Origin of the sequence: Streptomyces sp. NPDC051578, from assembly GCF_044454045.1 — a bacterium.
Classification (GTDB): Bacteria; Actinomycetota; Actinomycetes; order Streptomycetales; family Streptomycetaceae; genus Streptomyces.
In genome coordinates, this window is the sequence record NZ_JBITDH010000004.1 from 427,172 (window position 1) to 451,322 (window position 24,151).

Here is a 24,151-nt window from a genome sequence, read left to right on the forward strand (position 1 = left end):
CGCCCGCATCCGGCGTCCCGCAGCCTCCGAACCGTCACGCAGGTCGGCCGGCAAGGGCCCACACCGGCGCGGCCGGGCCCGGAAGCGGTCGAACGGGGGCATCGGGCTGCCCGAGAGGGCCGACCTGGCCCTCGCTGGCGACGGCCAGGGCTGAGCCCAACCAGTGCCGGTGCGACCCGGGTCAGGAGGTTCCCTGGGTCGGCCACGAGGTCACTGGTGGCTGCTGGCGGAGCCACCCCTGGCCGTGTTCCGTGAGGGGCGGCGCCTGCACCCGCGGCAGCCGTGGCTGAGCCGTATCGGCACCGGCGGGGGCCCGGCCGGGCCGAAGCGGCGCCGATGGAGGCCTGGACGTGGGCCGAGCCGAGACGCCCGGGCAGCGCGCCACCCTGCGGCGGCCCGGAGAGGTACGAGCCGGCCCGCTGAGCAGTCGGGCCGGGCCACTAAGGAGTCGGGCAGGGCCGGACCGGCAGCCCGGGATGGCTCGGGGCGCCCCAGCCGGGGGCGGTACCTGGCTGGTGCCGAAGCGGGGTCGGGTTACCCGGCTGGTGCCGAAGCGTGGCTCTGCGGTGGGGTCGGCGTTGAGCGAGGGGGCGTGCCAGGCGGCCGAGCAGGCCCGGGTAGGCGCCCGCAGAAGTACGAGCCGGGTCGCTGGGCAGCCGGGGCGGGGTTGAGCCCGCGCGCGTGACGGGCCCTTGTGGAGTCGTACCGGCGTTGATGGCTGGGGGCGGCTCGGCGCCGAAGCGGGCGCTCGCGGCCGGGAGGTGGCCCTAGCCGGGGCGGGGCTGGGTTGCCCCGACCGGGGGCGACGTGGCATTCCGGGGTGCGGGCGAGGGCAGAACCGGCGCCTGTGGCAAGGCCCGGATCCGAGCCGGCGCGGCTGCGGTGCCGGGCCGGCTCGGGCGGGGCAGGCCGGTCTCAGGCGGCGGCAGCTGTGGCGCGGCGGCGGCTGGCGTACCAGACCAGGCCGGCTGTGGCCGCCGCCGCTCCCACGGCCGCCGCGGCCACCCAGGCCGGTCGTGCGGCCATCGACAGCCCCGGCACCCGCTGCTTCAACCGCACCGGCCGGTTGAACACCAGCACCGGCCACTCCCGCGCCACCGCCTCGCGTCGCAGGGCCCGGTCGGGGTTCACCGCGTGCGGGTGTCCGACGGCCTCCAGCATCGGCACATCGGTGATCGAGTCGCTGTAGGCGTAGCACCGCGCGAGGTCGTACCCCTCGGACTCGGCGAGCTCGCGTACCGCCTCGGCCTTCGTCGGGCCGTAGGCGTAGTAGTCGATCTCCCCGGTGAAGCAGCCGTCCTCGCCGACGACCATGCGGGTGGCCACGACGCGGTCCGCACCGAGCATCTCCCCGATGGGCTCGACCACTTCGGCGCCCGAGGTGGACACGATCACCACGTCACGTCCGGCGGTGTGGTGGGCTTCGATCAGCGACGCGGCCTCGTCGTAGATGATCGGGTCGATGAGGTCGTGCAGGGCTTCGGCGACGATCTCGCGCACCTGCTGGACGTTCCACCCCTTGCAGAGGGCGGACAGGTACTCCCGCATCCGTTCCATCTGGTCGTGGTCGGCGCCGCCGGCCAGGAAGATGAACTGGGTGTATGCGGTGCGCAGGACGGCCCGCCGGTTGATGAGACCGCCCCGGTAGAACGACTTGCTGAACGTCAGGGTGCTTGACTTCGCAATGACCGTCTTGTCCAGGTCGAAGAAGGCAGCGGTCCGAGGCGAGGAGTGCGGCAAGGGCTGATTTTCCACGCCCCGAGCATATGCGCCCACCATTCGGCGTAAGGTGTGGCGCGTGGGTTTGCCTGAGAAGGCTCTCGGGTACACCATGGAAGTCACGGATCGTTCGCGACCGTGCTAACCCGGTCTGGCTCCTCCCCCCCCGAGTCGGACCGTGGGGACGACCCCCGCTCTCCCCCCCGGCGGGGGTCGTCGCATGTCCGGACGCGGTTCGCGCCCCTTGCCTACGGCTCTTGATGAACATCTTCTCGGCCCCTCCCCTTCGGTGGGCCCGCGTGGCGAGGGCCCTCATCTCTCTGAACTCGTGACTCTGTGTAGTTGTTCCGGAGCACTGTGAACTCACCCGATGGGGTGGCGGAGATATCCACAACCGCGTTCTTGTCCACAGATATCGAGCAAGATCCACTTCTTTTTCCTGATCGCTGCACCGTGATTCCAGCCGCGAAGTCCGCGGTTCATGGATTTGCAGTGAGAAGGGGGCGGAGATCGTGGCTGGATCGAAGTCGTGTGTTGTTCCGGAGTTCGCGGTGTCGGGTGGGGCCGGGGTGCCGAACCGGACGGGCGGCGCCGTGCCCGGTGGTGGGCGCCCGCTGATCATCACCGAGGATCCCGTGCTGCTCGACGACCTGCTGCGCCTGTGCGCCGCGGCGGGCGCCGAGCCGCATGTGCACCACACGGTGCCCGAGCAAATCGGAGCGTTCGGTGACGCCGGTGCCAGTGGGCCCGGAAGGCTCCTGAGTGGCACCAGTGGCCCGAGTGCTGGGGGTGGCGAGGGCCCAACTCACGTCAACAGCACGCCCGATGGCGGTGAAGCCAACGGCCGGTCCCGCAGCCGCACCGGCTGGGAATCCGCTCCCCTCGTCCTGGTCGGGGACGACGCCGCCCGACGGGTCCGGGGAGCGCCGCGCCGGGACGGCGTCTTGCTCGTCGGGCGGGACCTGGACGACCCCGGGGTGTGGCAGCGGGCGGTGGAGATCGGCGCCGAGGAGGTGCTGCGGCTGCCCGACGCCGAGAGCAGGCTCGTCGACCGCATCGCCGACGTGGTGGAAGGGGCCGGCCGACCCGCCCTCGCCGTAGGGGTGATCGGCGGCAGCGGCGGAGCCGGGGCGTCCACCCTGGCCTGCGCCCTCGCCGTGCGGGCCGCCCGGGGCGGGGAGCGGACCATCCTCATCGACGGTGACCCGCTCGGCGGTGGCATGGATGTGCTGCTCGGCGGCGAGGGCGCCGAGGGACTGCGCTGGCCGGACTTCGCCGGGTCGCGGGGCCGGGTCGGTGCGGGGGCGCTGGAGGAATCGCTGCCCGAGCTGCACGCCCTCAGGGTGCTGAGCTGGGACCGCGGGGACCGGGTCGTGGTGCCGCCCGCCGCGATGCGGTCGGTGGTCGCCGCCGCGCGGCGCCGGGGCGGGGTGGTGGTGGTCGACCTGCCCCGGCGGGTGGACGAAGCCGTCGCCGAGGTGCTGGCCCAGCTGGACCTGGTGCTGATGGTCGTGCCGGGTGAGCTGCGCGCCGTGGCCGCCGCCGGGCGGGTGGCCGCCGGGGTGCGGATGGTGGCCAGGGATGTCCGCGTGGTCGTGCGGGGCCGCTGCCCTGACGGGCTCGACGCCGAAGCGGTGGCGGACCTGCTGGGGGCGCCGTTGGCCGGGGTGGTGCCGGTGGAGGTGGGGCTTCCGGGGCGGGTGGCCGAAGGCGAACCGCCGGGGGCGCGGGGGCGTAGCGCGCTCGCCCGGTTCTGCGACGGCTTCTGGCAGCGGGCGCTCGGCTCCGCCCAGGGGGTGCCGGCATGAGCGCGGTGCTGCTGGACGCGGTGCGGCAGCGGCTCGCGGAGAGCGGGGCGGAGCCGACCCCGGCCAGGGTGGCGGCGGCCTTGCGGGCGCAGGGCCGGCTGCTCGGAGATGCGGAAGTGCTGGGCGCCGCTGCGGAGTTGCGCTCGGAGTTGGTCGGCGCGGGCCCGCTGGAGACGCTGCTCGCCGATCCGGAGGTCACCGATGTGCTGGTGGCGGCCCCGGACCGGGTGTGGGTGGACCGGGGTGGGGGGCTTGAGCTGACCGGGGTGACCTTCGCCGACGCCGAGGCGGTGCGACGGCTGGCCCAACGGCTGGCGGCGGTCGCCGGACGGCGCCTGGATGACGCCCGGCCCTGGGTGGACGCCCGGATGCCGGACGGAACCCGGCTGCATGCCGTGTTGCCACCGGTTGCGGTGGGGTCGGCGTGCCTGTCGCTGCGGGTGGTGCGGCCCAAGGCGTTCACTCTGGACGAGCTGGTGGCCGCGGGCACGCTGCCGCCGGGCGGGCAGACGCTGCTGGCGGCGATGGTCGAGGCTCGGTTGTCGTTCCTCGTCTCCGGTGGGACCGGGACGGGCAAGACCACCCTGCTCAGCGCCTTGCTGGGACTGGTCGGCCCGGGTGAGCGGATCGTCCTCGCCGAGGACTCGGCCGAGCTGCGACCGGACCATCCGCATGTGGTGCGGCTGGAAACCCGGCCCGCCAACCAGGAGGGGGCGGGTCTGGTCACTCTCGCCGACCTGGTCCGGCAGGCGCTGCGGATGCGTCCCGACCGTCTGGTGGTCGGAGAGGTCCGGGGTGCCGAAGTGGCGGACCTGCTGGCCGCGTTGAACACGGGACACGAGGGTGGCTGCGGCACCGTGCACGCCAATGCCGCGGCGCACGTACCGGCCCGGCTGGAGGCCCTCGGGACGGCGGCCGGGCTCGACCGGGCCGCACTGCACAGCCAGTTGGCGGCCGCGCTGGCTCTGGTGGTGCATCTGGTCCGGGACCGGTCGGGCCGTCGGCGGGTTGCCGAGGTGCATGTGCTGGAGCGGGATCGGGCCGGCCTGGTGGTCACCGTGCCCGCGCTGCGCTGGGGGGCGCGGGGCTTCGTCCGGGAGTCCGGCTGGGCCCGGCTCGGCCCGTTGTTGGGCGGTGCCGGGTGAGCGCCGGGGTGGGCCCGGTGGGCTCCGTGGGATCGGTACCGGTGTTCGCCGGGGTGTTGTGTGCCGGGGCAGCGGCGTGGCTGCTGGCCGGGGGTGACCAGGTGTCGCGAAGGGCCCGGCTGGTGCTGGGCGGGGGTGTGCCGGTGGTACCGGGCGGTCCCGTGAGCTGGGAGCGGCTGGTGATCGCGGTGCGGGTACGGGCCGCGCAGTGGCGGGAGTGGGCCGGTCTCGGGGTGGGCCTGCTGGTCGCGCTGCTCGGCGGATCGGTGATCCCGCTGGTGCTGGGGGCGGTCTCGGTGCCGCTGGTGCGGCGGTGGCTGCGGGTCCGGGAGCGGGAACGGGCCCGGGCCGGACGGGCCGCCGAGGTGGTGGCGCTGTGCGGGGCGGCCGTGGGGGAGCTGCGGGCGGGCGCGCAGCCGGGACAGGCGCTGACGGCGGCGATCCGGCGGACGGCCGGCGGGGAGGGCCGGGCCGGTCCTGCGGAATCCGGGGTGCTGGCAGCCGCGGCCTTCGGTGGTGATGTGGCGGCGGCGCTTCGGGAGGCGGCGCGGGAGCCGGGTTCCGAGGGCCTGGCCGGGATGGCGGCCTGCTGGCGGGTCTCGGTGGACGGCGGAGCCGGGCTGGCCGCCGGACTGGAGCGGCTGGAAGGGGCGTTGCGGGCCGAGCGGGACCGGCACGAGTCGCTACGGGCCCAGTTGGCGGGAGCCCGATCGACCGCGGTGGTACTCGCGCTGCTGCCGCTGGTGGGGTTGCTGATGGGGACGGCGCTCGGCGCGGATCCGCTGCGGGTGCTGCTGCACACCCCGATGGGGTGGGGCTGCTTGCTGGCCGGCGGGGTGTTGGAGGCGCTGGGACTGCTGTGGTGCCGGCGGATCGTACGGATGGGGGAGCGGTGATGGGCGGGTCGGTGGTTCACCGGCTGGGTGTGGCGGTCTGCCTCGCGGTGGCCGTGCTGGGTCTGGCGCTGGTGGTGGCGGCGCGGGTGCGGGAACGGGCGGCCCGCCGGAGGGTCGCGGCTGTGTTGACGGTGCCGTCCGCCCGGCCGAGGCCGGCGCGGGGCTTACGGATACGCGCGCTGGCGGTGGCGTGGGCCGGGCCGGCCGGAGCGGTGGTGGCGTGCTGGGTGCTCGTCGGCGGGGTGACGGGGACGCTACTGGGCTGCGGGGCCGCGGTCGGGGTGCGGCAGGTGCTTCGGCGTCGCCGCCCGGGGGCCGGGGTGGATCCGGCTGAGGCGGAACGGCAGTTGCCGTTCGCGGCCGATCTCCTAGCCGCGTGTCTGGCGGCCGGGGCCGGTCCGGTGGAAGCGGCCGAGGTGGTGGGTGAATCGCTGGGCGGCCCGGTCGGTGAGCGGCTGGCGTTGGCCGGGGCGGAGCTGCGGCTCGGCGGCGAACCAGGGGCGGCGTGGGGCAGGTTGGCCGAGATACCGGGTGCCCGGGCCCTGGCGGAGTGCCTGGAGCGGGCCGCCCGTACGGGGGCGCCGGCCGCGGAGCCGGTCTCCCGCCTGGCGGCGGCCCTGCGGGTCGACCGGGTCCGGCACGCCACTGCCAGGGCGCAGCGAGCGGCGGTGCTCGTCACCGCGCCGGTGGGCCTCTGTTTTCTCCCCGCATTCCTTGCGATGGGGGTGGCGCCTGTGGTGATCGGTATGGCTTCCGGTCTTCTATCGGGCAGTTGAGATCACCAGCTGAAAACAGATCAAGAACATAATCAACAGGAGGCAGTCATGAAGATCATCTGGATTCGTATCCGGACGGCGCTGAGCGGTCGTGGCCACGATGCCGGGATGTCGACTTCCGAATACGCCATGGGCACGATCGCGGCGTGTGCATTCGCCGCTGTTCTGTACAAGGTGGTGACGAGTGAAGTGGTCTCGACGGCGCTTCAGTCGACCATCGGGAAGGCCCTCGATGTGCCGTTCTGAGAACGGCCGACGGGGAATCGGCGACCGCGGATATGTGACGGCGGAGGCCGCCCTGGTGATCCCGGCGCTGGTGCTGTTCGCGGCGCTGCTGGTGTGGGCGCTGATGGCGGCGGCCGCGCAGATCCGGTGCGTGGACGCGGCGCGGGCCGGGGCGAGGGCCGCGGGCCGGTCGGAACCGGCGGAGGTGGCGGTGGCGGCGGCCAAGGCCGCCGCCCCGCCGGGGGCGGACGTGGGGTTGGAGCGGTCGGGCGACCTGTGGCGGGTCCGGGTGTCGGCGCCCGCTCCGGGGCCTGGCGGGCTGCCGGTCCGGCTGGGCGCGCAAGCCGTGGCGCTGGCGGAGGACAGCGTGGGGCCGCCGCCGTGAGCCGGGACCGGGGCTCCGCGACGGTGTGGGCCGCGGTGGTGACGACCGTGCTGGGGGCGGTGTTCGGGGGCGTGCTTCTGCTGGGCCAGGTGGTGGTGGCCCGCCACCGGGCGGCGGCCGCCGCGGATCTGGCGTCCCTCGCGGCGGCGACGGCCTGGACGCACGGCCCCGAGGCCGCGTGCGGCACGGCGGCCAGGGTGGCCCGGGCCCAGGGGGCGGCGCTGACGCAGTGCCGCCTGCGGGGCGAGGTGGCAGACGTGACGGCCCACTTCCCCGCGGGCCCCTTCACCCCGTCATCCACCGCCCGCGCGGGCCCACCCCTCCCCCCGCCGGAGGCCGCCTGACCCGCCACCGGTCGAGCCCGCCCGGGCCGCGTGGGGCCGGGGTCTGCTGCGGACCGGCGGACCTCGGGCCATGTGGGGCTGCGGTGTGCAGGGCCGCCTGCTGTGGACCCGGCTGTCCGCGGGCCACACCGGGCCGTGGCGTGCCGAGCCCGCTCGTGTCGCCGCCCGACCGTCCGGGGCCGGCCTCAGGTTCGGGGCCGCACCCCGGCCAGGGTTGGGGCCGGACTCCGGTCAGCGGCCTTACCCCGGGCGGGCTCGGGTCGGTAGGCCGTGGCGTGCTGGGTTCTGCTCCGGCCCCGAATCTTGTCGCCCTGGGCCGGGGCTGGGGCCGGGGTTCAGGTACGCGGTCGTACCCGGCCGGGCTCGGGTCGGCAGGCCGCGAGGCGGGGGCTCGTGCGCTGCTCCTGCCGGGGATCCCGTCACCCTGGGCCAGGGCCAGGGCCAGGGCCAGGGCCAGGGCCAGGGCTGGGGCTGGGGTCGGGCTCCGGTCGGCGGCCGCACCCCGGGCGGGTTCGTGTCGGCAGGCCGTCGCGCGGGGAGTCTGCTCCGGCCGCGGAGCCAGTCGCCCCGGGGCCGGGGCCGGGCTCCGGTCCGCAGTCGTACGCCGGCCGGGCGCGGGTCGGCAGGCAGTGGCGTGCTGGGTTCTGCTCCGGTCGCGGAGTCAGGCCGTCCCGGGCGGCGGGCCGGGGGAGCGGTGCTGCCGGCTGCCCCGGTGGTGGGGTCAGGGGGGTGGGGCTTGGGCGAGGAGGCGGGTGAGGAGGCGGATCGCGCCGCGTTTGTGGAGGGGGTCGTTGCCGTTGCCGCACTTGGGGGACTGGATGCAGGAGGGGCAGCCGGCGGCGCATTCGCAGGCGGCGATGGCGTCGCGGGTCGCCGTCAGCCAGGCGCGGGCCGTGTGGAAGGCCCGTTCCGCGAAGCCGGCGCCGCCGGGGTGGCCGTCGTAGACGAACACCGTCGGAAGCAGGGTGTCCGGGTGCAGCGGGACGGAGACTCCGCCGATGTCCCAGCGGTCGCACGTGGCGAACAGCGGGAGCAGCCCGATGGAGGCGTGCTCAGCGGCGTGCAGGGCGCCGCCGAGGATCTCCGGGGTGATCCGGGCCTCGTCCAGCTGGTCCTCGGTGACCGTCCACCACACGGCCCGGGTGCGCAGCGTGCGCGGCGGCAGGTCCAGCTTGGCCTCCCCGAGCACCTCACCGGAGAGCAGTCTGCGCCGCAGGTAGGAGACGACCTGGTTGGTCACCTCGACCGAGCCGAAGCAGAGCCGCGCCGGCCCCCAGGGGATCTCGTGCTCGGTCTCCAGCACCGAGATGGAGGTGGTGTCCCGGGCGGTCGTCGAGAACGGCGGGCTGGCCTCCTCCACCAGGGCCACCGAGTCCTCCAGGTCCAGGTGCTTCACCAGGTAGGTGCGGCCCTGGTGGAGGTGGACGGCCCCGTCGTGGACGGCGGTGTGGGAGGCCGACTCGTCGACCGTGCCGAGCAGCCGCCCCGTGGCGGCCTCCACGATCTGCACGGGGCGCCCGCCGCCGCCCCTGATGTCGGTCAGGTCCGCGGCCCGCTCCCGCCGGGTCCAGTGCCAGGCCGTGGCCCGGCGCCGGAGCAGTTTCGCCGCCTCCAGCTGGGGGAGCAGCTCCCCGGCCGTCGGTCCGAACAGGGTCAGGTCGGCATCCGTCAGCGGGAGCTCCGCGGCGGCCGCGCACAGGTGGGGGGCCAGGACGTACGGGTTGTCGGGGTCCAGGACGGTGGCCTCCACGGGCCTGCGGAACAGCGCCTCGGGGTGGTGGACCAGGTAGGTGTCCAGCGGGTCGTCCCGGGCCACCAGGACGGCCAGGGCCCCCTGCCCCGAGCGTCCGGCCCGCCCCGCCTGCTGCCACAGGGAGGCCCGGGTGCCGGGGTAGCCGGTGATCAGGACGGCGTCCAGGCCGGACACGTCGACGCCCAGCTCCAGCGCGGTGGTCGCGGCCAGTCCGAGCAGTTCCCCGGAGTGCAGGGCCCGCTCCAGGGCGCGCCGCTCCTCGGGCAGGTATCCGCCCCGGTACGCGGCGACACGCCCGGGCAGCGAACGGTCCACCGCCGCCAGCCGTTCCTGGGCGATCACCGAGATCAGCTCGGCGCCGCGCCGGGAGCGCACGAAGGCGACCGTACGGACGCCTTGTACCACCAGGTCGGTCAGCAGGTCGGCGGTCTCGGCGGTGGCGGTGCGGCGGACGGGGGCGCCCTTCTCCCCCTTGAGGTCGGTCAGTGGTGGTTCCCACAGGGCGAAGACCACCTCGCCGCGCGGCGAGGCGTCGTCGACGACCTCGGTGACCGCCAGCCCCGTCAGCCTGGACGCCGCTGCCGCCGGATCGCTGGCGGTGGCGGAGGCCAGCAGGAAGACGGGCTCGGAGCCGTAGCGCGCACACAGCCGCCGCAGCCGTCGCAGCACCTGCGCCACATGCGACCCGAAGACCCCCCGGTAGGTGTGGCACTCGTCGATCACGACGTAGCGCAGCGCCTTGAGGAACGAGGACCAGCGCGGGTGGCCGGGAAGGATGCCCCGGTGGAGCATGTCGGGGTTGGTGAGCACGTAGTTCGCGTACTGGCGGACCCATTCGCGTTCCTCGACCGGCGTGTCCCCGTCGTAGACCGCGGGCCGGATCGCGTTGCCCAGCGGCGCGGCCAGCTCCCGGACGGCCCGCCGCTGGTCGGCCGCCAGGGCCTTGGTCGGGGAGAGGTAGAGGGCGGTCGCCCCGCGCCCGTTGGGCGCCTGCGCGCCGTCCGCGAGGGCGGACAGGACGGGCGCCAGGTACGCCAGCGACTTGCCGGAGGCGGTGCCGGTGGCGACGACCACGGAGGTGCCGTCCAGGGCGTGCTCGGCGGCTTCGGCCTGGTGGGCCCACGGATGGTCGATCCCTGCGGCCGCGATGGCCGCTACGACATCTGATCGAATACGGTCCGGCCAGACCGCATGACGACCCGCCCGAGGGGGCAGGTGCTCCGTATGGGTGATGCGCGCAGCCCGGGAAGGCCCCGCTGCCAGCCGGTCCAGGACCGTGCCGGGGGTGGGTCGTGTGTCCGCGTGTGCCGTGGGCCGACCGGGACCGTGAGTGTTGGCCATTGGAACCGAGTGTGTCACTGGCGTGCGGGACAATGGTCCCAAGGCGTCGTGCGCGCCTGCCGGTAAGTGATTGAATGCCATCGCGGCAGCCAATCCCTCCTCTACCTTCGGGTAGGGAGGCCCCTGGGGGGCGCCGCTCGATAGCAAGGTGCTGGAGGATCCGTGGACCTGTCCCTGTCGACTCGCACTGTCGGCGACCGCACGGTCGTAGAGGTCGGTGGCGAGATTGATGTGTATACCGCGCCCAAGCTGCGCGAGCAGTTGGTGGAGTTGGTGAACGACGGCAGCTACCACTTGGTTGTCGACATGGAGCGAGTGGACTTCCTCGACTCCACCGGCCTCGGTGTGCTCGTGGGAGGCCTCAAGCGCGTTCGCGCGCACGAGGGCTCGCTGCGTCTGGTCTGCAACCAGGAGCGCATCCTCAAGATCTTCCGTATCACCGGTCTGACGAAGGTGTTCCCGATCCACACCACTGTGGACGACGCCGTCAACGCCACCGACTGACGTTCCCTGACGGCGACCAGCCGTCAAGGAGCCGACGACGGGCGGGGGTACCGGGCCATGGGCGGTCCGGGCCCCTGTAAGGCACGCCCGAGCACCCGCTCGGGGCCTGAGCCCGCGCCCGTAGTTCGTGGCGCCCGCAGTCGAGGCGCCCCGTAGTCCGAGGGGGACGCGCATGGCCACCGTTGAACTCCGCTTCAGCGCCCAGCCCGAACACGTCCGGACGGCCCGTTTGGTCGCCGCAGCCGTGGCGCGCAGGGCCGGCGTGGAGGAAGCAGTCCTCGACGAGGTCCGCCTCGCCGTGGGCGAGGCCTGCTCGCGTGCCGTCGGGCTGCACCGCAGCAACGGGCTCACCGCGCCCGTCCGGGTCGTGCTGACCGAGGAGGAGAAGCAGTTCTCCATCGAGGTCGGCGACGAGGTGCCCGGGCCGGCCGGCGGTCCGGCGGAGGCCGTGCCCGGGATCGAAGCCGTCCTGGACCCCGACATCGAGGGCGAGGACGAGATGGGCCTGGCCGTCATCAGTGGGCTCGTCGACGACGTCGAGGTGACCAGCGGCGAAGCGGGCGGGACCATCCGGATGACCTGGCCGGTCGCGCGGGTCGAGGCGCTGCCGTAATGGGTCTGCGGTCGTGGGCTCTGCCGTAGGAGGCCCTGCCGTCAGGGGGTGCCGGCGTGGTGGCGTCCCTTCTGTAGCGGCGTCCCCGTCGTAGGTGCGCCCCGGCCGTCGTCGCGTCCTGCTCGAAGCCGCGTCCTGCCCGCAGTCCCGCCGACGGCGCCCCGGCGCCCCGCCGCCTCGTCGCGCCGTTTCCGCCGCGCCGTGCCCCTGCGCCGCGCCGCGCCCCCGCGCCGGACCCGCCCTCGGGCCGCCCCCGCCCCCCGAGCTGCCCCCGCCCCGCGGCGGTCAGGTGCGCGGACCCCGCCTCCCCCGGGTCGGGGCATCCGGGGTGGCGCGGGTCTCGGCCTCGCCGGGGGGCCGGGTGGTGGGGTGGTGCGGTCGGGGGTTGGGCTCCGGGGCAGGGGGTACCGGGCCGCCGGGGTGGTGCCGGGCGCGCGTGCCATCGTATCTTCTGATCTTTATCAAGGCCCTGCTGAGCAGGGCCTTTTCCGTTTTCCGGAAGACGCCGCCATGAATATCCGGCTCAATGATCAATCGTCAATGCCTTTGCCCCATTACTACTTTCGAGGGTAATGGAGTGACGGGATCTATTGCTGGGGAGCAAGAGCAGGCCAATTCCGTTTCCCGCCCACTGTTTTGATCAGGTCGCGCTCCCTACAATCCGTCCACATCTTGAGCTCATCACGTCAAGGAGGACGAATGACGGGGCTCTTCACCCCCAACGCGCCGGTCGGCAACTCCGATCTGGCAGCCGCAGTGCTCACCGATGACAATCGCCTCATCGTCATGGTGATCGCCGCGGTCGCACTCGCCGCACTCGTCGTCGCGCAGATCCTGGTCCGCCAGGTGCTCGCCGCCGACGAGGGCACCGACAGCATGAAGAAGATCGCCGCCGCCGTTCAGGAAGGCGCCAACGCCTACCTCGGCCGGCAGCTGCGCACGCTCGGCGTCTTCGCCGTCGTCGTTTTCTTCCTGCTCTTCCTGCTCCCCGCCGACGACTGGTCCCAGCGGGCCGGCCGGTCCGCCTTCTTCCTCGTCGGCGCCCTCTTCTCGGCCGCCACCGGTTACATCGGCATGCGCCTGGCCGTCCGCGCGAACGTCCGCGTGGCCGCCGCGGCGCGCGAGGCGACCCCCGTCGAAGGCGGCCCCGCCAAGGACCTCACCGAGGTCGCCCACAAGGCGATGAGGATCGCCTTCCGCACCGGCGGCGTGGTCGGCATGTTCACCGTCGGCCTCGGCCTGCTCGGCGCGTCCTGCGTCGTGCTCGTCTACGCGGCCGACGCGCCCAAGGTCCTGGAGGGCTTCGGCCTCGGCGCGGCCCTCATCGCGATGTTCATGCGCGTGGGCGGCGGCATCTTCACCAAGGCCGCCGACGTGGGCGCCGACCTGGTCGGCAAGGTCGAGCAGGGCATTCCGGAGGACGACCCGCGGAATGCCGCGACCATCGCCGACAATGTGGGCGACAACGTCGGCGACTGCGCCGGGATGGCGGCCGACCTCTTCGAGTCGTACGCCGTCACCCTCGTGGCCGCCCTGATCCTCGGCAAGGCCGCCTTCGGCGACCTGGGCCTGGCCTTCCCGCTGATCGTCCCCGCCATCGGCGTCATCACCGCCATGATCGGAATCTTCGCGGTCTCCCCGCGCCGTTCCGACCGCAGCGGGATGACCGCGATCAACCGCGGGTTCTTCATCTCCGCGGTGATCTCGCTGGTGCTCGTCGCGGTCGCCGTCTACGCGTACCTGCCGGCGACCTACAAGGAGCTCATCGGAGTCGAGAACGCCGCGATCACCAACCACAGCGGTGACCCGCGCATCCTGGCGGTCGTCGCCGTCGCCATCGGCATCGTGCTCGCCGCCCTGATCCAGCAGCTGACCGGCTACTTCACCGAGACCAACCGGCGTCCCGTCCGGGACATCGGCAAGTCATCCCTGACCGGCGCGGCCACCGTCGTCCTCGCCGGCATCTCGGTTGGCCTGGAATCCGCCGTCTACACCGCGCTGCTCATCGGCCTCGGCGTCTACGGGGCGTTCCTGCTCGGCGGCGCGTCGATCACGCTGGCGCTCTTCGCGGTGGCCCTGGCCGGCACCGGCCTGCTGACCACGGTCGGCGTCATCGTCGCCATGGACACCTTCGGGCCGGTCTCCGACAACGCCCAGGGCATCGCCGAGATGTCGGGCGACGTGCAGGGCGCGGGTGCGCAGGTGCTCACCGACCTGGACGCCGTCGGCAACACGACGAAGGCCATCACCAAGGGCATCGCCATCGCGACGGCGGTCCTCGCGGCGTCCGCGCTGTTCGGTTCGTACAACGACGCGATCGCGACCGCCGTGAAGGAGGTCGGCGCCAAGGCCGGGGAGATGAACCTCAGCCTCGACATCGCCCAGCCCAACAACCTGGTCGGTCTGATCCTCGGCGCGGCCGTCGTGTTCCTGTTCTCGGGCCTGGCCATCAACGCCGTCTCCCGTTCCGCGGGCGCCGTCGTCTACGAGGTGCGCCGGCAGTTCCGCGAGCACCCCGGGATCATGGACTACTCGGAGAAGCCCGAGTACGGGCGCGTCGTCGACATCTGCACCAAGGACGCGCTGCGCGAACTCGCCACGCCCGGCCTGCTCGCGGTCCTCACGCCGATCGCGGTCGGGTTCTCGCTCGGCGTCGGCGCGCTCGGCTCGTTCCTCGCGGGCGCCATCGGCACGGGCACGCTGATGGCCGTCTTCCTCGCCAACTCCGGTGGTGCGTGGGACAACGCGAAGAAGCTGGTCGAGGACGGCCACCACGGCGGCAAGGGCAGTGAGGCCCACGCCGCGACCGTGATCGGCGACACCGTCGGCGACCCGTTCAAGGACACCGCGGGCCCGGCCATCAACCCGCTGCTCAAGGTCATGAACCTGGTGGCGCTGCTGATCGCCCCGGCGGTCGTGCAGTTCAGCTTCGGCGCGGACACCAGCGCGACGGTGCGGGCGATCGTCGCGGCCCTGGCCATCGTCGTCATCGTCGCCGCGGTGTACATCTCGAAGCGGCGCGGCATCGCGGTCGGCGACGACACCGACAGCGGCGCGGCGGAGCGGGTGGCCACGCCGTCCGCCGACGCGGCGACGGTCTCCTGACGGGCCCTCAGCGGGTCCGTGCGGGGCTCTGAGCGGGCCTCTCGGGGCCTTTCCCGGGCCCCCGGGCGGACCGGCTCGAAGGTACGCCCGAACGGCGGACGGGCGGCGCGGACTGACGCGCCGTCCGTCCGCCTTTGCATGTCACCCGATGGCTGGCGTGTATCTTCCGGGCCGAGAGCCTTCGAAGGGACCAATCCGGTGAACAAGAAGTTTGCGGCCGCGGTGTCCGGCGGTGCGGTACTGATGCTCGTGCTGTCCGGGTGCGGCGGGGACGACGGCGACAAGAAGGCCGACGCATGGGCCAAGAAGGTCTGTGACGCCTGGCAGCCCGAACTCAAGAAGATCGAGGTCGCCAACGTCGACATCAAGCGGGTGGCCACGGAGAGCAGCAAGCCGGAGGAGGTCCAGAAGACCGACTCCGCGGCCTTCCAGGTCATGTCGGACGCGTACAAGTCGATGGGGAACGCCGTGTCGAGCGCGGGGGTTCCGCCCGTGAAGAACGGCGAGGCGACGCAGAACGCGGCGGTGAAGGGCTTCGAGTCGACGTCGAAGGGCTACGCCGATCTGAAGGTCAAGATGGACGCCCTCGACGTCAAGGACCAGACGAAGTTCGCCGCGGGCCTCAACGAGGTCGCCGGTGGTCTGGAGACCGCGACGCAGGGCGGCAAGGACGCGCTGAACGGGTTGAAGTCGGGCGGCCTGGACAAGGCGATGAACGGCCAGAAGGGCTGCCAGGTCCAGACGTCGGCGAAGTAGCGGCCGGCGCCCGCGGGGCGGGGCCGGTGCGGTGGAGGCCGGTCCCGGTGTGATCGTCGTACGTCGCCACGGCCGGGCGGGGCCGGATGCGGCCCCCGGCCACCCTCTTGCCCCCCGCCGCCCGTCCCGGCCCACTGCCGCCGGCCGACGACCGGTGGCAGAACGCGCCCGGGCCGGGGTCGCCCCCGCGCCGCCCGGCCCGGCCCGGACCGGCCCCTCCCCGCACCCCCCCGCCCGCCGCGCCCCCGCCCCTTTGAACGGCCGCGCGGCACACGCATTGTCGGAGTCAGCAGCCACAATGGGCGGGTGAGTACCACCAGCCTCCCTTCGCCCAACCGCGCCGCCGAGCTCCGCACCGCCCTCCTGGCCGCCGGCTTCACCGCCGACGGGCTGCTCGACCTGCTCGGCGCCCCCGCCTACGCCGCGCTGGCCCGCAGCGAGACGGTTCCGGCCCTGCGCGCCACCCGCGACCACGCAGACGCCCCGCTCGCCACGCTGGTCCGGCTCTTCCTGCTCCAGCAGCCGGTGCCCGAGGCGCGGGCCGCGGCGGCGCTGCCCGTCGAGGCGGCGCTCGCCGACGGCTGGCTGCGGCGTGAGGAGGCCGCCGGCGGCGAGGGCGCGGTGCGGGCCACCGTCGACGTGCGCCCCTACGGCGGGCCCGACGGGGAGGACTGGTTCATCGTCTCCGACCTGGGCTGCGCCGTGGGCGGCGCGGGCGGGATCGGCAGCCGGGAGGAGGGCGTGGTGCTCGGCGTGGGCGGCGCGTCCACCACGCTGGCCGGGATCACCGTCCGCATTCCCGTCGGCTCCGCCCTGGACCTGGGCACGGGATCGGGGATCCAGGCGCTGCACGCCGCCCAGCACGCGACGCGGGTCACCGCCACCGACGTCAACCCCAGGGCGCTGGAATTCACCCGGCTGACGCTGGCGCTCTCCGGCGCCCCGGCGGCCGAGCTGCTCGCCGGGTCGCTCTTCGAGCCGGTCGGGGACGCCACGTTCGACCTGATCGTGTCGAACCCCCCGTTCGTCATCTCCCCGGGCGCGCGGCTGACGTACCGGGACGGCGGGATGGGCGGCGACGACCTGTGCCGGACCCTGGTCCAGGAGGCCGGCGCCCGGCTCAACCCGGGCGGGTTCGCGCAGTTCCTCGGGAACTGGCAGCACGTGGAGGGCGAGGACTGGCGCGACCGGCTCCGCTCCTGGGTGCCGCGCGGCTGCGACGCGTGGATCGTGCAGCGGGACGTGCAGGACGTGACGCAGTACGCCGAGCTGTGGCTGCGCGACGCCGGCGACCACCGCGCCGACCCCGCCGAGTACGCGCGGCGGTACGAGGACTGGCTGGACGAGTTCGAGGCCCGCAAGACCAAGGCGGTCGGCTTCGGCTGGATCACCCTGCGCCGCACGGACGCGGCCGAGCCCTCGATCGTGGTGGAGGAGTGGCCGCACTCGGTGGAGCAGCCGCTCGGCGAGACGGTCCTGGCCCACTTCGCCCGCCAGGACTTCCTGCGCGAGCACGATGACGCCGCTCTGCTGGCGGGGTACTTCGCGCTGGCCGAGGAGGTCGTCCAGGAGCAGGTCGGCGCGCCCGGGGCGGAGGATCCGGAGCACGTGGTGCTGCGGCAGAACCGCGGGATGCGGAGGGCGACCAAGGTGGACACGGTCGGCGCGGGCTTCGCCGGAGTGTGTGACGGCTCACTCAGCGCCGGGCGCATCCTGGACGCGATCGCGCAGCTGATGCAGGAGGACCCGGTCGTCCTGCGCGACCGTACTCCGGAGGCGATCCGGATGCTGGTGGAGCAGGGTTTCCTGGAGCCCGTCACCGCCCCCGGGCGGTAGCCGGCGGACGCGGCCCGGACGGCGGCGGGTGCTCGCGCGCCCGCCCTGCGCCGGTGTTCCCCGGCCGGCGCCCCGTCCTCGGGGGGGGCGCCGCGCAGCACCATCGCGGACGTCCCGCCGGGCAGGGCGGGAGCCCCGTGGGGCCGGGGTCCGGCCCGGCTTCCGGAGCGGTGCCGGGCGGCCTCCGGGCCCCGGTTCCGGAGCGGGGCCAGACGGCCCCCCGGCCACCCGGCCCGGTGATCGCCGAGGGTCCGGCGCGGTATCCGGGCGGCAGAAGTGGCACTTGTCGGGTTACCGTTCGAGTGGCCGTTGCGGGCTTGTCCCGTTTGACACGGGGGCGGGTTGTACCGTCACACTCCGCAGCGTCGCCGTACCGCGACCGAGTGCCGACCGGAGAGAAGAGCCAAGTTGTCCCCGACTAGCGAGACCGCAGAGGGCGGCCGCCGACTCGTCATCGTCGAGTCCCCTGCCAAGGCGAAGACGATCAAGGGCTACCTCGGCCCGGGATACGTCGTCGAGGCGAGCGTCGGGCACATCCGCGACCTCCCCAGCGGCGCGGCCGAGGTTCCCGACAAGTACACCGGCGAGGTCCGTCGTCTCGGCGTCGACGTCGAGCACGATTTCCAGCCGATCTATGTGGTGAATGCGGACAAGAAGGCTCAGGTCAGGAAGCTCAAGGAGCTGCTGGCCGAGTCCGACGAGCTCTTCCTCGCCACCGATGAGGACCGCGAGGGCGAAGCCATCGCGTGGCACCTCCAGGAAGTCCTCAAGCCCAAGGTCCCCGTCCACCGGATGGTCTTCCACGAGATCACCAAGGACGCCATCCGCGACGCCGTCGCCAACCCGCGCGAGCTGAACCAGCGCATGGTCGACGCGCAGGAGACCCGCCGCATCCTCGACCGCCTCTACGGCTACGAGGTCTCGCCGGTCCTGTGGAAGAAGGTCATGCCGAAGCTGTCGGCGGGCCGCGTCCAGTCGGTGGCCACCCGCCTCGTCGTCGAGCGGGAACGCGAACGCATCGCCTTCCGTTCCGCCGAGTACTGGGACCTGACCGGCACCTTCGGCACCGGACGCGCCGGTGACCCGTCGGACCCGTCCACGCTGGTCGCCCGCCTGAACACGGTCGACGGCAAGCGCATCGCCCAGGGTCGCGACTTCGGTTCGAACGGGCAGCTCAAGAGCGAGGTCCTGCACCTCGACGAGGCGAACGCCCGGGCCCTGGCCGCCGCGCTGGAGCAGACGTCGTTCGCCGTCCGGTCGGTCGAGTCCAAGCCCTACCGCCGCTCCCCGTACGCCCCGTTCCGCACGACGACGCTCCAGCAGGAGGCCTCGCGCAAGCTCGGCTTCGGTGCGAAGGCGACGATGCAGGTGGCCCAGAAGCTGTACGAGAACGGCTTCATCACCTACATGCGTACGGACTCCACCACGCTCTCCGACACCGCGGTGTCGGCGGCGCGGGCGCAGGTCACGCAGCTGTACGGGGCCGACTACCTGCCGGAGAAGCCGCGCGTCTACGCGGGCAAGGTCAAGAACGCCCAGGAGGCGCACGAGGCGATCCGGCCTTCGGGTGATCGTTTCCGCACGCCCGCCGAGACGGGTCTGACCGGCGACCAGTTCCGCCTGTACGAGCTGATCTGGAAGCGGACCGTCGCCTCCCAGATGAAGGACGCGGTCGGGAACTCCGTGACCGTGAAGATCGGCGGGCGGGCCTCGGACGGCCGCGACGCCGAGTTCAGCGCCTCCGGCAAGACGATCACCTTCCACGGCTTCATGAAGGCGTACGTCGAGGGCGCGGACGACCCGAACGCCGAGCTGGACGACCGCGAGAAGCGGCTGCCGCAGGTCGCCGAGGGCGACGCGCTGTCGGCCGAGGAGATCACGGCGGACGGCCACTCGACCAAGCCGCCGGCCCGCTACACCGAGGCCTCGCTGGTCAAGGAGCTGGAGGAGCGGGAGATCGGCCGCCCGTCGACGTACGCGTCGATCATCGGCACGATCCTGGACCGCGGCTACGTCTTCAAGAAGGGCACGGCCCTGGTGCCGTCCTTCCTGTCGTTCGCCGTCGTCAACCTGCTGGAGACGCACTTCGGGCGGCTCGTCGACTACGACTTCACCGCGAAGATGGAGGACGACCTCGACCGCATCGCGCGGGGCGAGGCACAGTCCGTGCCGTGGCTCAAGCGCTTCTACTTCGGTGCGGAGGACGCGTCGGAGGTCGTACCGGCCGACGGCGACCACCTCGGCGGTCTCAAGGAGCTCGTCACCGACCTGGGCGCGATCGACGCCCGCGAGATCTCCTCGTTCCCCGTCGGCGACGGGATCGTGCTGCGCGTCGGCCGTTACGGGCCGTACGTGGAGCGCGGTGAAAAGGACGCCGAGGGCCACCAGCGGGCGGACGTCCCCGACGACCTCGCGCCCGACGAGCTGACGACGGAGTACGCGGAGGAACTCTTCGCGAAGCCGAGCGGAGAGTTCGAGCTGGGCGCCGACCCGGTGAGCGGGAACCAGATCGTCGCGAAGGACGGTCGCTACGGGCCGTACGTGACGGAGATCCTGCCCGAGGGCACGCCGAAGACGGGCAAGAACGCGGTGAAGCCGCGGACGGCCTCGCTGTTCAAGTCGATGTCCCTGGACACGGTGACGCTGGACGACGCGCTCAAGCTGATGTCCCTGCCGCGGGTGGTGGGCGTCGACGCCGAGGGCGTGGAGATCACGGCGCAGAACGGCCGCTACGGCCCGTACCTCAAGAAGGGCACGGACTCGCGGTCGCTGGAGACCGAGGACCAGCTGTTCTCGATCACGCTGGACGAAGCGCTCGCGATCTACGCGCAGCCGAAGCAGCGGGGGCGGGCCGCGGCCAAGCCGCCGCTCAAGGAGCTGGGCACCGACCCGGTCAGTGAGAAGCCGGTGGTCGTCAAGGACGGCCGGTTCGGGCCGTACGTGACGGACGGCGAGACGAACGCGACGCTGCGGCGGGACGACGACGTCGAGACGATCACGCCGGAGCGGGGCTACGAGCTGCTCGCGGAGAAGCGGGCGAAGGGGCCGGCGAAGAAGACGGCGAAGAAGGCTCCGGCGAAGAAGGCCACCGCCAAGAAGGCCACGGCGACGAAGACCGCTGCGGCGAAGAAGACGACGACGGCCAAGAAGGCCGTCGCGAAGAAGACGGTGGCGAAGAAGGCCCCCGCGGCCAAGAAGACGGCGGCATCCGCCCCGACGTCGGACGACTAGCCTCCGCTTCTCCGGCCCCGCCGGCTTGGGCGCGGACTCGGGCGGGGCCGGTTCTCCACCCCCGCCGACGCCCGGGACTTCTCCAGCCCCGCCGGCGTTTGAGCCGCGGGTCCGGGCGGGGCCGGTTTTCCAGCCCCGCCACCTCGGGCGCGGGTCCGGGCGGGGCCGGTTTTCCAGCCCCGCCACCTCGGGCGCGGGTTCGGGCGGGGCCGGTTTTCCAGCCCCGCCGGCGTTTGAGGCGCGGGTCCGGGCGGAGCCCGGGGAACGGTGGAAGGGCGGGTAGGGGACGGTTCCGCACAGCGGCAAGCCGCCCCGGCCGCCCCGAGCCCGGGGCAGGGCACGGGGGCGCGGGGCGAAGCCCCGCATCCCCGGCCGGACACGGCGGCCGCCGCGGCCCCGGCCGGGCCCGGCCGGGGGTTATCCACAGGCTCCGCGGCCGCCAAGCGCAGCGGATAGGCTGGGCGGATGACGCGAGCCGAGCAGCCACCGGTCGTGACCGCCTCCGAGAACCCCCCCTACGACGAAGCCCTAGCCGCCGACTCCCGGGAGCGAGCGGTCCGCGCCCTGCTGCGCACACCCCGGCTGCGCAGACTGTGGAGCGCCCAGCTGGTGAGCGGCATCGGCGATGCCCTCGCCCTGCTGACGCTGGTGCTGCTGACGCTCCAGGCCGCCGTCTCCGAGGAGGCCTTCGGCGGCGGCTACCGCGGTGCCGCCTTCGCCGTCGCCGCCGTCTTCGGGGTCCGGATCCTGGCCGCGCTGCTCTTCGGCGCCGTGCTCCTCGGCCCGCTGTCCAAGCTGACCGCCCCCGGCGGCAGGCTGGACCGTCGCTGGACGATGGTCGGCGCCGACGGGGTGCGGATAGCACTGTTCGTCGTCGCCCCGCTCTGGCTCGACTGGATCCCGGCGCAGGCCGTGACCGCGCTGCTGGCCACCGTCTTCGCCTCCGGTGCCGCCGAGCGGCTGTGGACGCTGGCGAAGGAGAGCGCCGCTCCCGCGCTGCTGCCCGCGCCGCCGCCGGAGGGTGCGACCGTACGGCCGCTCCCCGACCACCTGGACACACTGCGCCGCCTGACGCTGCGTACGGGATTCGCGGCGATGCCCGTAGCCGCGGCGGTGCTGCTGGCCACGAGCCTGGTAGGGCGGGCCCTCGGCCTGGGCGTGGAGTGGTTCGCCGAGAACGAGGCGGCGCTGGGTTCGTACGTCGCCGCCGGCCTGTTCGCCGCGTCCGTCTCCCTGCTGCTGCCGCTGGTGCTACCCGAGGTGAAGGCGCCGCGTCCGAGGTCACCGCTGGAGGGGCTGCGCGCGCCCAAGGCGGGGGACCGGCCGGAGAAGGGCCGTACGGGGGCCATCGCGCTGCTCGTGACGGCCTGCGCGGCCGTTGCCGCGGCGGTGGCCTGCGCCGCCTCCGTGGCGGTGCTGCACGCCTTCGACCTCGGTGGTGGCCCTTCCTCGTACGCGCTGCTGGTCCTCGCCCTGGTCGGCGGCACCGGTCTGGGCATCCGTGCCGCGCAGTCCGGCAAGGTGCTGCCGGGGCTGTCGCGGCGCCGACTGCTGGCGCTCGCCATAGCGGTGGCGGGGTTCGCGCTGCTGCTGGCCGGGCTGGTCTCCGACACGGCGACCGTGCTGTTCCTGTCGTTGTCGGCCGGTCTGGCGGCGGGGGTGGCCGCCCGTACCGGGCACATCCTGCTCGACCAGGAGACCGAGGAGTTCCGCCGGGCGCGGGTCACCGAGCACCTCCAGGCCGTCGTCCGGGTCGCCGTCGCCGTCGGGGCCGTCCTCGCGCCCGTGCTCGCCGCGGCCATCGGTCCGCACCGGCTGGGCGGCGGCCGGGTCGTGTTCGCCCACGGGGGCGCCTCGTTCACCCTGATGCTGGTCGGCGCGCTGCTGCTGCCGGTCGCGGTGCTCGTGCTGGCGAAGGCCGACGACCGCGCGGGTGTGCCGCTGCGCCGTGACCTGCGCGAGGCGCTGCGCGGCGGGGAGCCGGTACAGGCCCCGTCGGCGACCGGATTCTTCATCGCTCTGGAGGGCGGTGACGGCGCCGGCAAGTCCACGCAGGTGGAGGCGCTGGCCGACTGGATACGGGGCAAGGGCCACGAGGTCGTCGTGACGCGCGAGCCCGGGGCGACGCCGGTCGGCAAGCGGCTGCGCGCCATCCTGCTGGACGTCTCCTCCGCCGGGCTGTCCCACCGCGCCGAGGCGCTGCTGTACGCCGCCGACCGGGCGGAGCACGTGGACACGGTGGTCCGGCCCGCCCTGGAACGCGGCGCGGTGGTCATCACCGACCGCTACATCGACTCCTCCGTGGCCTACCAGGGCGCCGGGCGCGACCTGTCCCCGACCGAGATCGCCCGTATCTCCCGCTGGGCCACGGGCGGGCTGGTACCGAACCTGACCGTGCTGCTCGACGTGTCGCCGGAGACGGCCAGGGAGCGGTTCACCGAGGCGCCGGACCGGCTGGAGTCGGAGCCGACGGAGTTCCACCAGCGGGTGCGGGCCGGGTTCCTGACGCTGGCCGCGGCCGACCCCGGGCGCTACCTGGTGGTCGACGCCGGCCAGGAGCCCGGCTCGGTGACCACGGTCGTACGGCACCGGCTGGACCGGATGCTCCCGCTCTCCGAGGCCGAGATCGCCGCCCGGGCCGAGGCCCGCCGGCTCGCCGAGGAGGAGGCCCGGCGCAAGGCCGAGGAAGAGACGGCGCGCAAGGCGGAGGAGGCCAGGCTGCGGGCTGAGGAGGAAGCCCGCCTGGCCCGTGAGGCCGAGGCCGCCCGGATCAAGGCCGAGGCCGAGGCCGCCCGCAAGGCGGAGGAGGAGCGGCTGCGCGCCGAGGAGGAGGCCCGCGCCCGGGCCGAGGCCGCGCGCCTGCGTGAGGAGGCCGAGGAGCGGGTCCGCGCCGCGGAAGCGGAGCGGCTGCGTGCCCAGGCCGAGGAAGAGGCCCGGCTGCGGGCCGAGGCGGAGGAGCGGCGGCTGGAGAGGCAGCGGCGGGCGGAGGAAGCCCTGCTGCGGGCCGAGGAGGCACGCCGCCTCGCGGAGGCGTCGGCGGCCGCGGCGGCTGCCGCCGCTGCTGCCCGGTCGGCTGCGCAGCCCCGCCCCGAGGCGGCTCCCGCGGCCCCTGTGGACCCCGCGCCTCCCGTCGCCCCCGCGGCTCCCGCCGTCTCCATGCGCAAGGAGCCCGAGCAGCCGCGGTCGCGGCAGCCGCATCCGGACGATGCCGTCACGGTCGAAACCCCGGTGGTCAAGCGGGTCGTACAGCCCGACGACGTCACGCAGACGGTGCCGGTCCCGAAGGTGGACCCGGCGGCGGAGACCTCCGTACTGCCGCCGGTCCGTCCCGAGGACCCGCGCCGGGACCGGCCCGCCGGTACGGGGCGTGCCCCGTCGGCCCCGTCGGGTTCCGCTGCCCCGTCCGCGTCGCGCCCCACCGCCCGCCACTCGCAGGAAAGTCCGGCGGACCGGGTGCCTGCGGATGTGTTCCGCGACGCCGGGAACGACGTGACGCGCGAGCTCCCGGCCCTGGACGAGGACGGCCGGCCGCGCCGGGCCCCCTCGGAGTGGGCCGAGACGACCCCGCTGGACGATCTGCCGACCCTGGCCGACGAACTGCTGGGGTCGCGCCCGGACGACGACGGCGACGACGACCGCCCGCGCCGTCGCCGCTGAGCGGGGCCGGGCCGGGTTTCCGCCGCCGCGGTTTCGGTCCCGGCGCGCGTCGGTGCC

The 24,151-nt window shown here is 73.9% G+C and carries 16 protein-coding genes; 14 read left to right on the forward strand and 2 right to left on the reverse strand.

Features of this window, described 5'->3' with window-relative positions:
• Positions 1-915: 915 nt before the first annotated feature.
• On the reverse strand, positions 916-1,779 hold the full coding sequence (locus tag ACIA6C_RS21110; protein ID WP_190186012.1) for an HAD family phosphatase: 864 nt from the start codon (positions 1,777-1,779) through the stop codon (positions 916-918).
• Between the two features lie 509 nt (positions 1,780-2,288).
• On the opposite strand from ACIA6C_RS21110, the gene ssd reads away from it, so the two are divergent.
• From ssd to ACIA6C_RS21145, 7 genes are read left to right on the forward strand one after another with little or no spacing between them, the layout of a single operon-like run.
• On the forward strand, positions 2,289-3,527 hold the full coding sequence (gene ssd / locus ACIA6C_RS21115) for a septum site-determining protein Ssd (protein ID WP_399278029.1): 1,239 nt from the start codon (positions 2,289-2,291) through the stop codon (positions 3,525-3,527).
• On the forward strand, positions 3,524-4,672 hold the full coding sequence (locus ACIA6C_RS21120) for a TadA family conjugal transfer-associated ATPase (RefSeq protein ID WP_399277854.1): 1,149 nt from the start codon (positions 3,524-3,526) through the stop codon (positions 4,670-4,672). The genes ssd and ACIA6C_RS21120 overlap by 4 nt, the downstream gene beginning before the upstream one ends.
• 26 nt (positions 4,673-4,698) lie before the next feature.
• The gene (locus ACIA6C_RS21125) at positions 4,699-5,568 is read left to right on the forward strand and encodes a type II secretion system F family protein (RefSeq protein WP_399277856.1); all 870 of its coding nucleotides are present in this window, start codon (positions 4,699-4,701) and stop codon (positions 5,566-5,568) included.
• The gene (locus tag ACIA6C_RS21130; RefSeq protein WP_399277858.1) at positions 5,568-6,344 is read left to right on the forward strand and encodes a type II secretion system F family protein; all 777 of its coding nucleotides are present in this window, start codon (positions 5,568-5,570) and stop codon (positions 6,342-6,344) included. The genes ACIA6C_RS21125 and ACIA6C_RS21130 overlap by 1 nt, the downstream gene beginning before the upstream one ends.
• A gap of 48 nt (positions 6,345-6,392) precedes the next feature.
• The gene (locus ACIA6C_RS21135) at positions 6,393-6,590 is read left to right on the forward strand and encodes a DUF4244 domain-containing protein (RefSeq protein ID WP_399277860.1); all 198 of its coding nucleotides are present in this window, start codon (positions 6,393-6,395) and stop codon (positions 6,588-6,590) included.
• Positions 6,577-6,954 (forward strand): TadE family type IV pilus minor pilin, encoded by a 378-nt coding sequence (locus ACIA6C_RS21140; RefSeq protein WP_399277862.1) that lies wholly within the window; start codon positions 6,577-6,579, stop codon positions 6,952-6,954. Before ACIA6C_RS21135 ends, ACIA6C_RS21140 begins: the two co-directional genes overlap by 14 nt.
• Positions 6,951-7,298, forward strand: coding sequence for an Rv3654c family TadE-like protein (locus tag ACIA6C_RS21145; protein ID WP_399277864.1), 348 nt, complete (start codon positions 6,951-6,953; stop codon positions 7,296-7,298). The genes ACIA6C_RS21140 and ACIA6C_RS21145 overlap by 4 nt, the downstream gene beginning before the upstream one ends.
• Before the next feature lie 721 nt (positions 7,299-8,019).
• On the opposite strand, the gene ACIA6C_RS21150 is transcribed toward ACIA6C_RS21145, so the two are convergent.
• Positions 8,020-10,473, reverse strand: a complete 2,454-nt coding sequence (locus ACIA6C_RS21150) for a DEAD/DEAH box helicase (protein WP_399277866.1) — start codon at positions 10,471-10,473, stop codon at positions 8,020-8,022.
• An 81-nt stretch (positions 10,474-10,554) separates the two neighbouring features.
• On the opposite strand from ACIA6C_RS21150, the gene bldG reads away from it, so the two are divergent.
• The 7 genes from bldG to tmk all read left to right on the forward strand — a co-directional run bounded on the left by bldG (position 10,555) and on the right by tmk (position 24,094).
• Positions 10,555-10,896, forward strand: coding sequence for an anti-sigma factor antagonist BldG (gene bldG / locus ACIA6C_RS21155; protein WP_030028781.1), 342 nt, complete (start codon positions 10,555-10,557; stop codon positions 10,894-10,896).
• A gap of 172 nt (positions 10,897-11,068) precedes the next feature.
• Positions 11,069-11,509, forward strand: a complete 441-nt coding sequence (locus ACIA6C_RS21160) for an ATP-binding protein (RefSeq protein ID WP_366079696.1) — start codon at positions 11,069-11,071, stop codon at positions 11,507-11,509.
• Positions 11,510-12,208: 699 nt separating this feature from the next.
• Complete coding sequence (locus ACIA6C_RS21165) at positions 12,209-14,614, forward strand: sodium-translocating pyrophosphatase (RefSeq protein ID WP_361130139.1); 2,406 nt, start codon at positions 12,209-12,211, stop codon at positions 14,612-14,614.
• A 198-nt stretch (positions 14,615-14,812) separates the two neighbouring features.
• The gene (locus ACIA6C_RS21170) at positions 14,813-15,370 is read left to right on the forward strand and encodes a small secreted protein (RefSeq protein WP_361130136.1); all 558 of its coding nucleotides are present in this window, start codon (positions 14,813-14,815) and stop codon (positions 15,368-15,370) included.
• 306 nt (positions 15,371-15,676) lie between these two features.
• Positions 15,677-17,206 (forward strand): methyltransferase, encoded by a 1,530-nt coding sequence (locus tag ACIA6C_RS21175; RefSeq protein WP_399277869.1) that lies wholly within the window; start codon positions 15,677-15,679, stop codon positions 17,204-17,206.
• 408 nt (positions 17,207-17,614) lie between these two features.
• Entirely contained in the window at positions 17,615-20,437 is a 2,823-nt protein-coding gene (topA, locus tag ACIA6C_RS21180) for a type I DNA topoisomerase (RefSeq protein ID WP_361130130.1), read from the forward strand.
• Between the two features lie 465 nt (positions 20,438-20,902).
• The gene (tmk, locus tag ACIA6C_RS21185; protein WP_399277871.1) at positions 20,903-24,094 is read left to right on the forward strand and encodes a dTMP kinase; all 3,192 of its coding nucleotides are present in this window, start codon (positions 20,903-20,905) and stop codon (positions 24,092-24,094) included.
• The last annotated feature ends 57 nt before the right edge of the window (positions 24,095-24,151 follow it).

Bases quoted from the DNA above. Each gene is read 5' to 3' on its own strand.
- ACIA6C_RS21160 (WP_366079696.1), top strand. From the start codon at position 11,069: ATGGCCACCGTTGAACTCCGCTTCAGCGCCCAGCCCGAACACGTCCGG.
- ACIA6C_RS21110 (WP_190186012.1), bottom strand. From the start codon at position 1,779: ATGGTGGGCGCATATGCTCGGGGCGTGGAAAATCAGCCCTTGCCGCAC.
- ACIA6C_RS21140 (WP_399277862.1), top strand. From the start codon at position 6,577: ATGTGCCGTTCTGAGAACGGCCGACGGGGAATCGGCGACCGCGGATAT.
- ACIA6C_RS21165 (WP_361130139.1), top strand. From the start codon at position 12,209: ATGACGGGGCTCTTCACCCCCAACGCGCCGGTCGGCAACTCCGATCTG.
- ACIA6C_RS21135 (WP_399277860.1), top strand. From the start codon at position 6,393: ATGAAGATCATCTGGATTCGTATCCGGACGGCGCTGAGCGGTCGTGGC.
- ACIA6C_RS21130 (WP_399277858.1), top strand. From the start codon at position 5,568: ATGGGCGGGTCGGTGGTTCACCGGCTGGGTGTGGCGGTCTGCCTCGCG.
- ACIA6C_RS21120 (WP_399277854.1), top strand. From the start codon at position 3,524: ATGAGCGCGGTGCTGCTGGACGCGGTGCGGCAGCGGCTCGCGGAGAGC.
- ACIA6C_RS21150 (WP_399277866.1), bottom strand. From the start codon at position 10,473: ATGGCATTCAATCACTTACCGGCAGGCGCGCACGACGCCTTGGGACCA.
- tmk (WP_399277871.1), top strand. From the start codon at position 20,903: ATGACGCGAGCCGAGCAGCCACCGGTCGTGACCGCCTCCGAGAACCCC.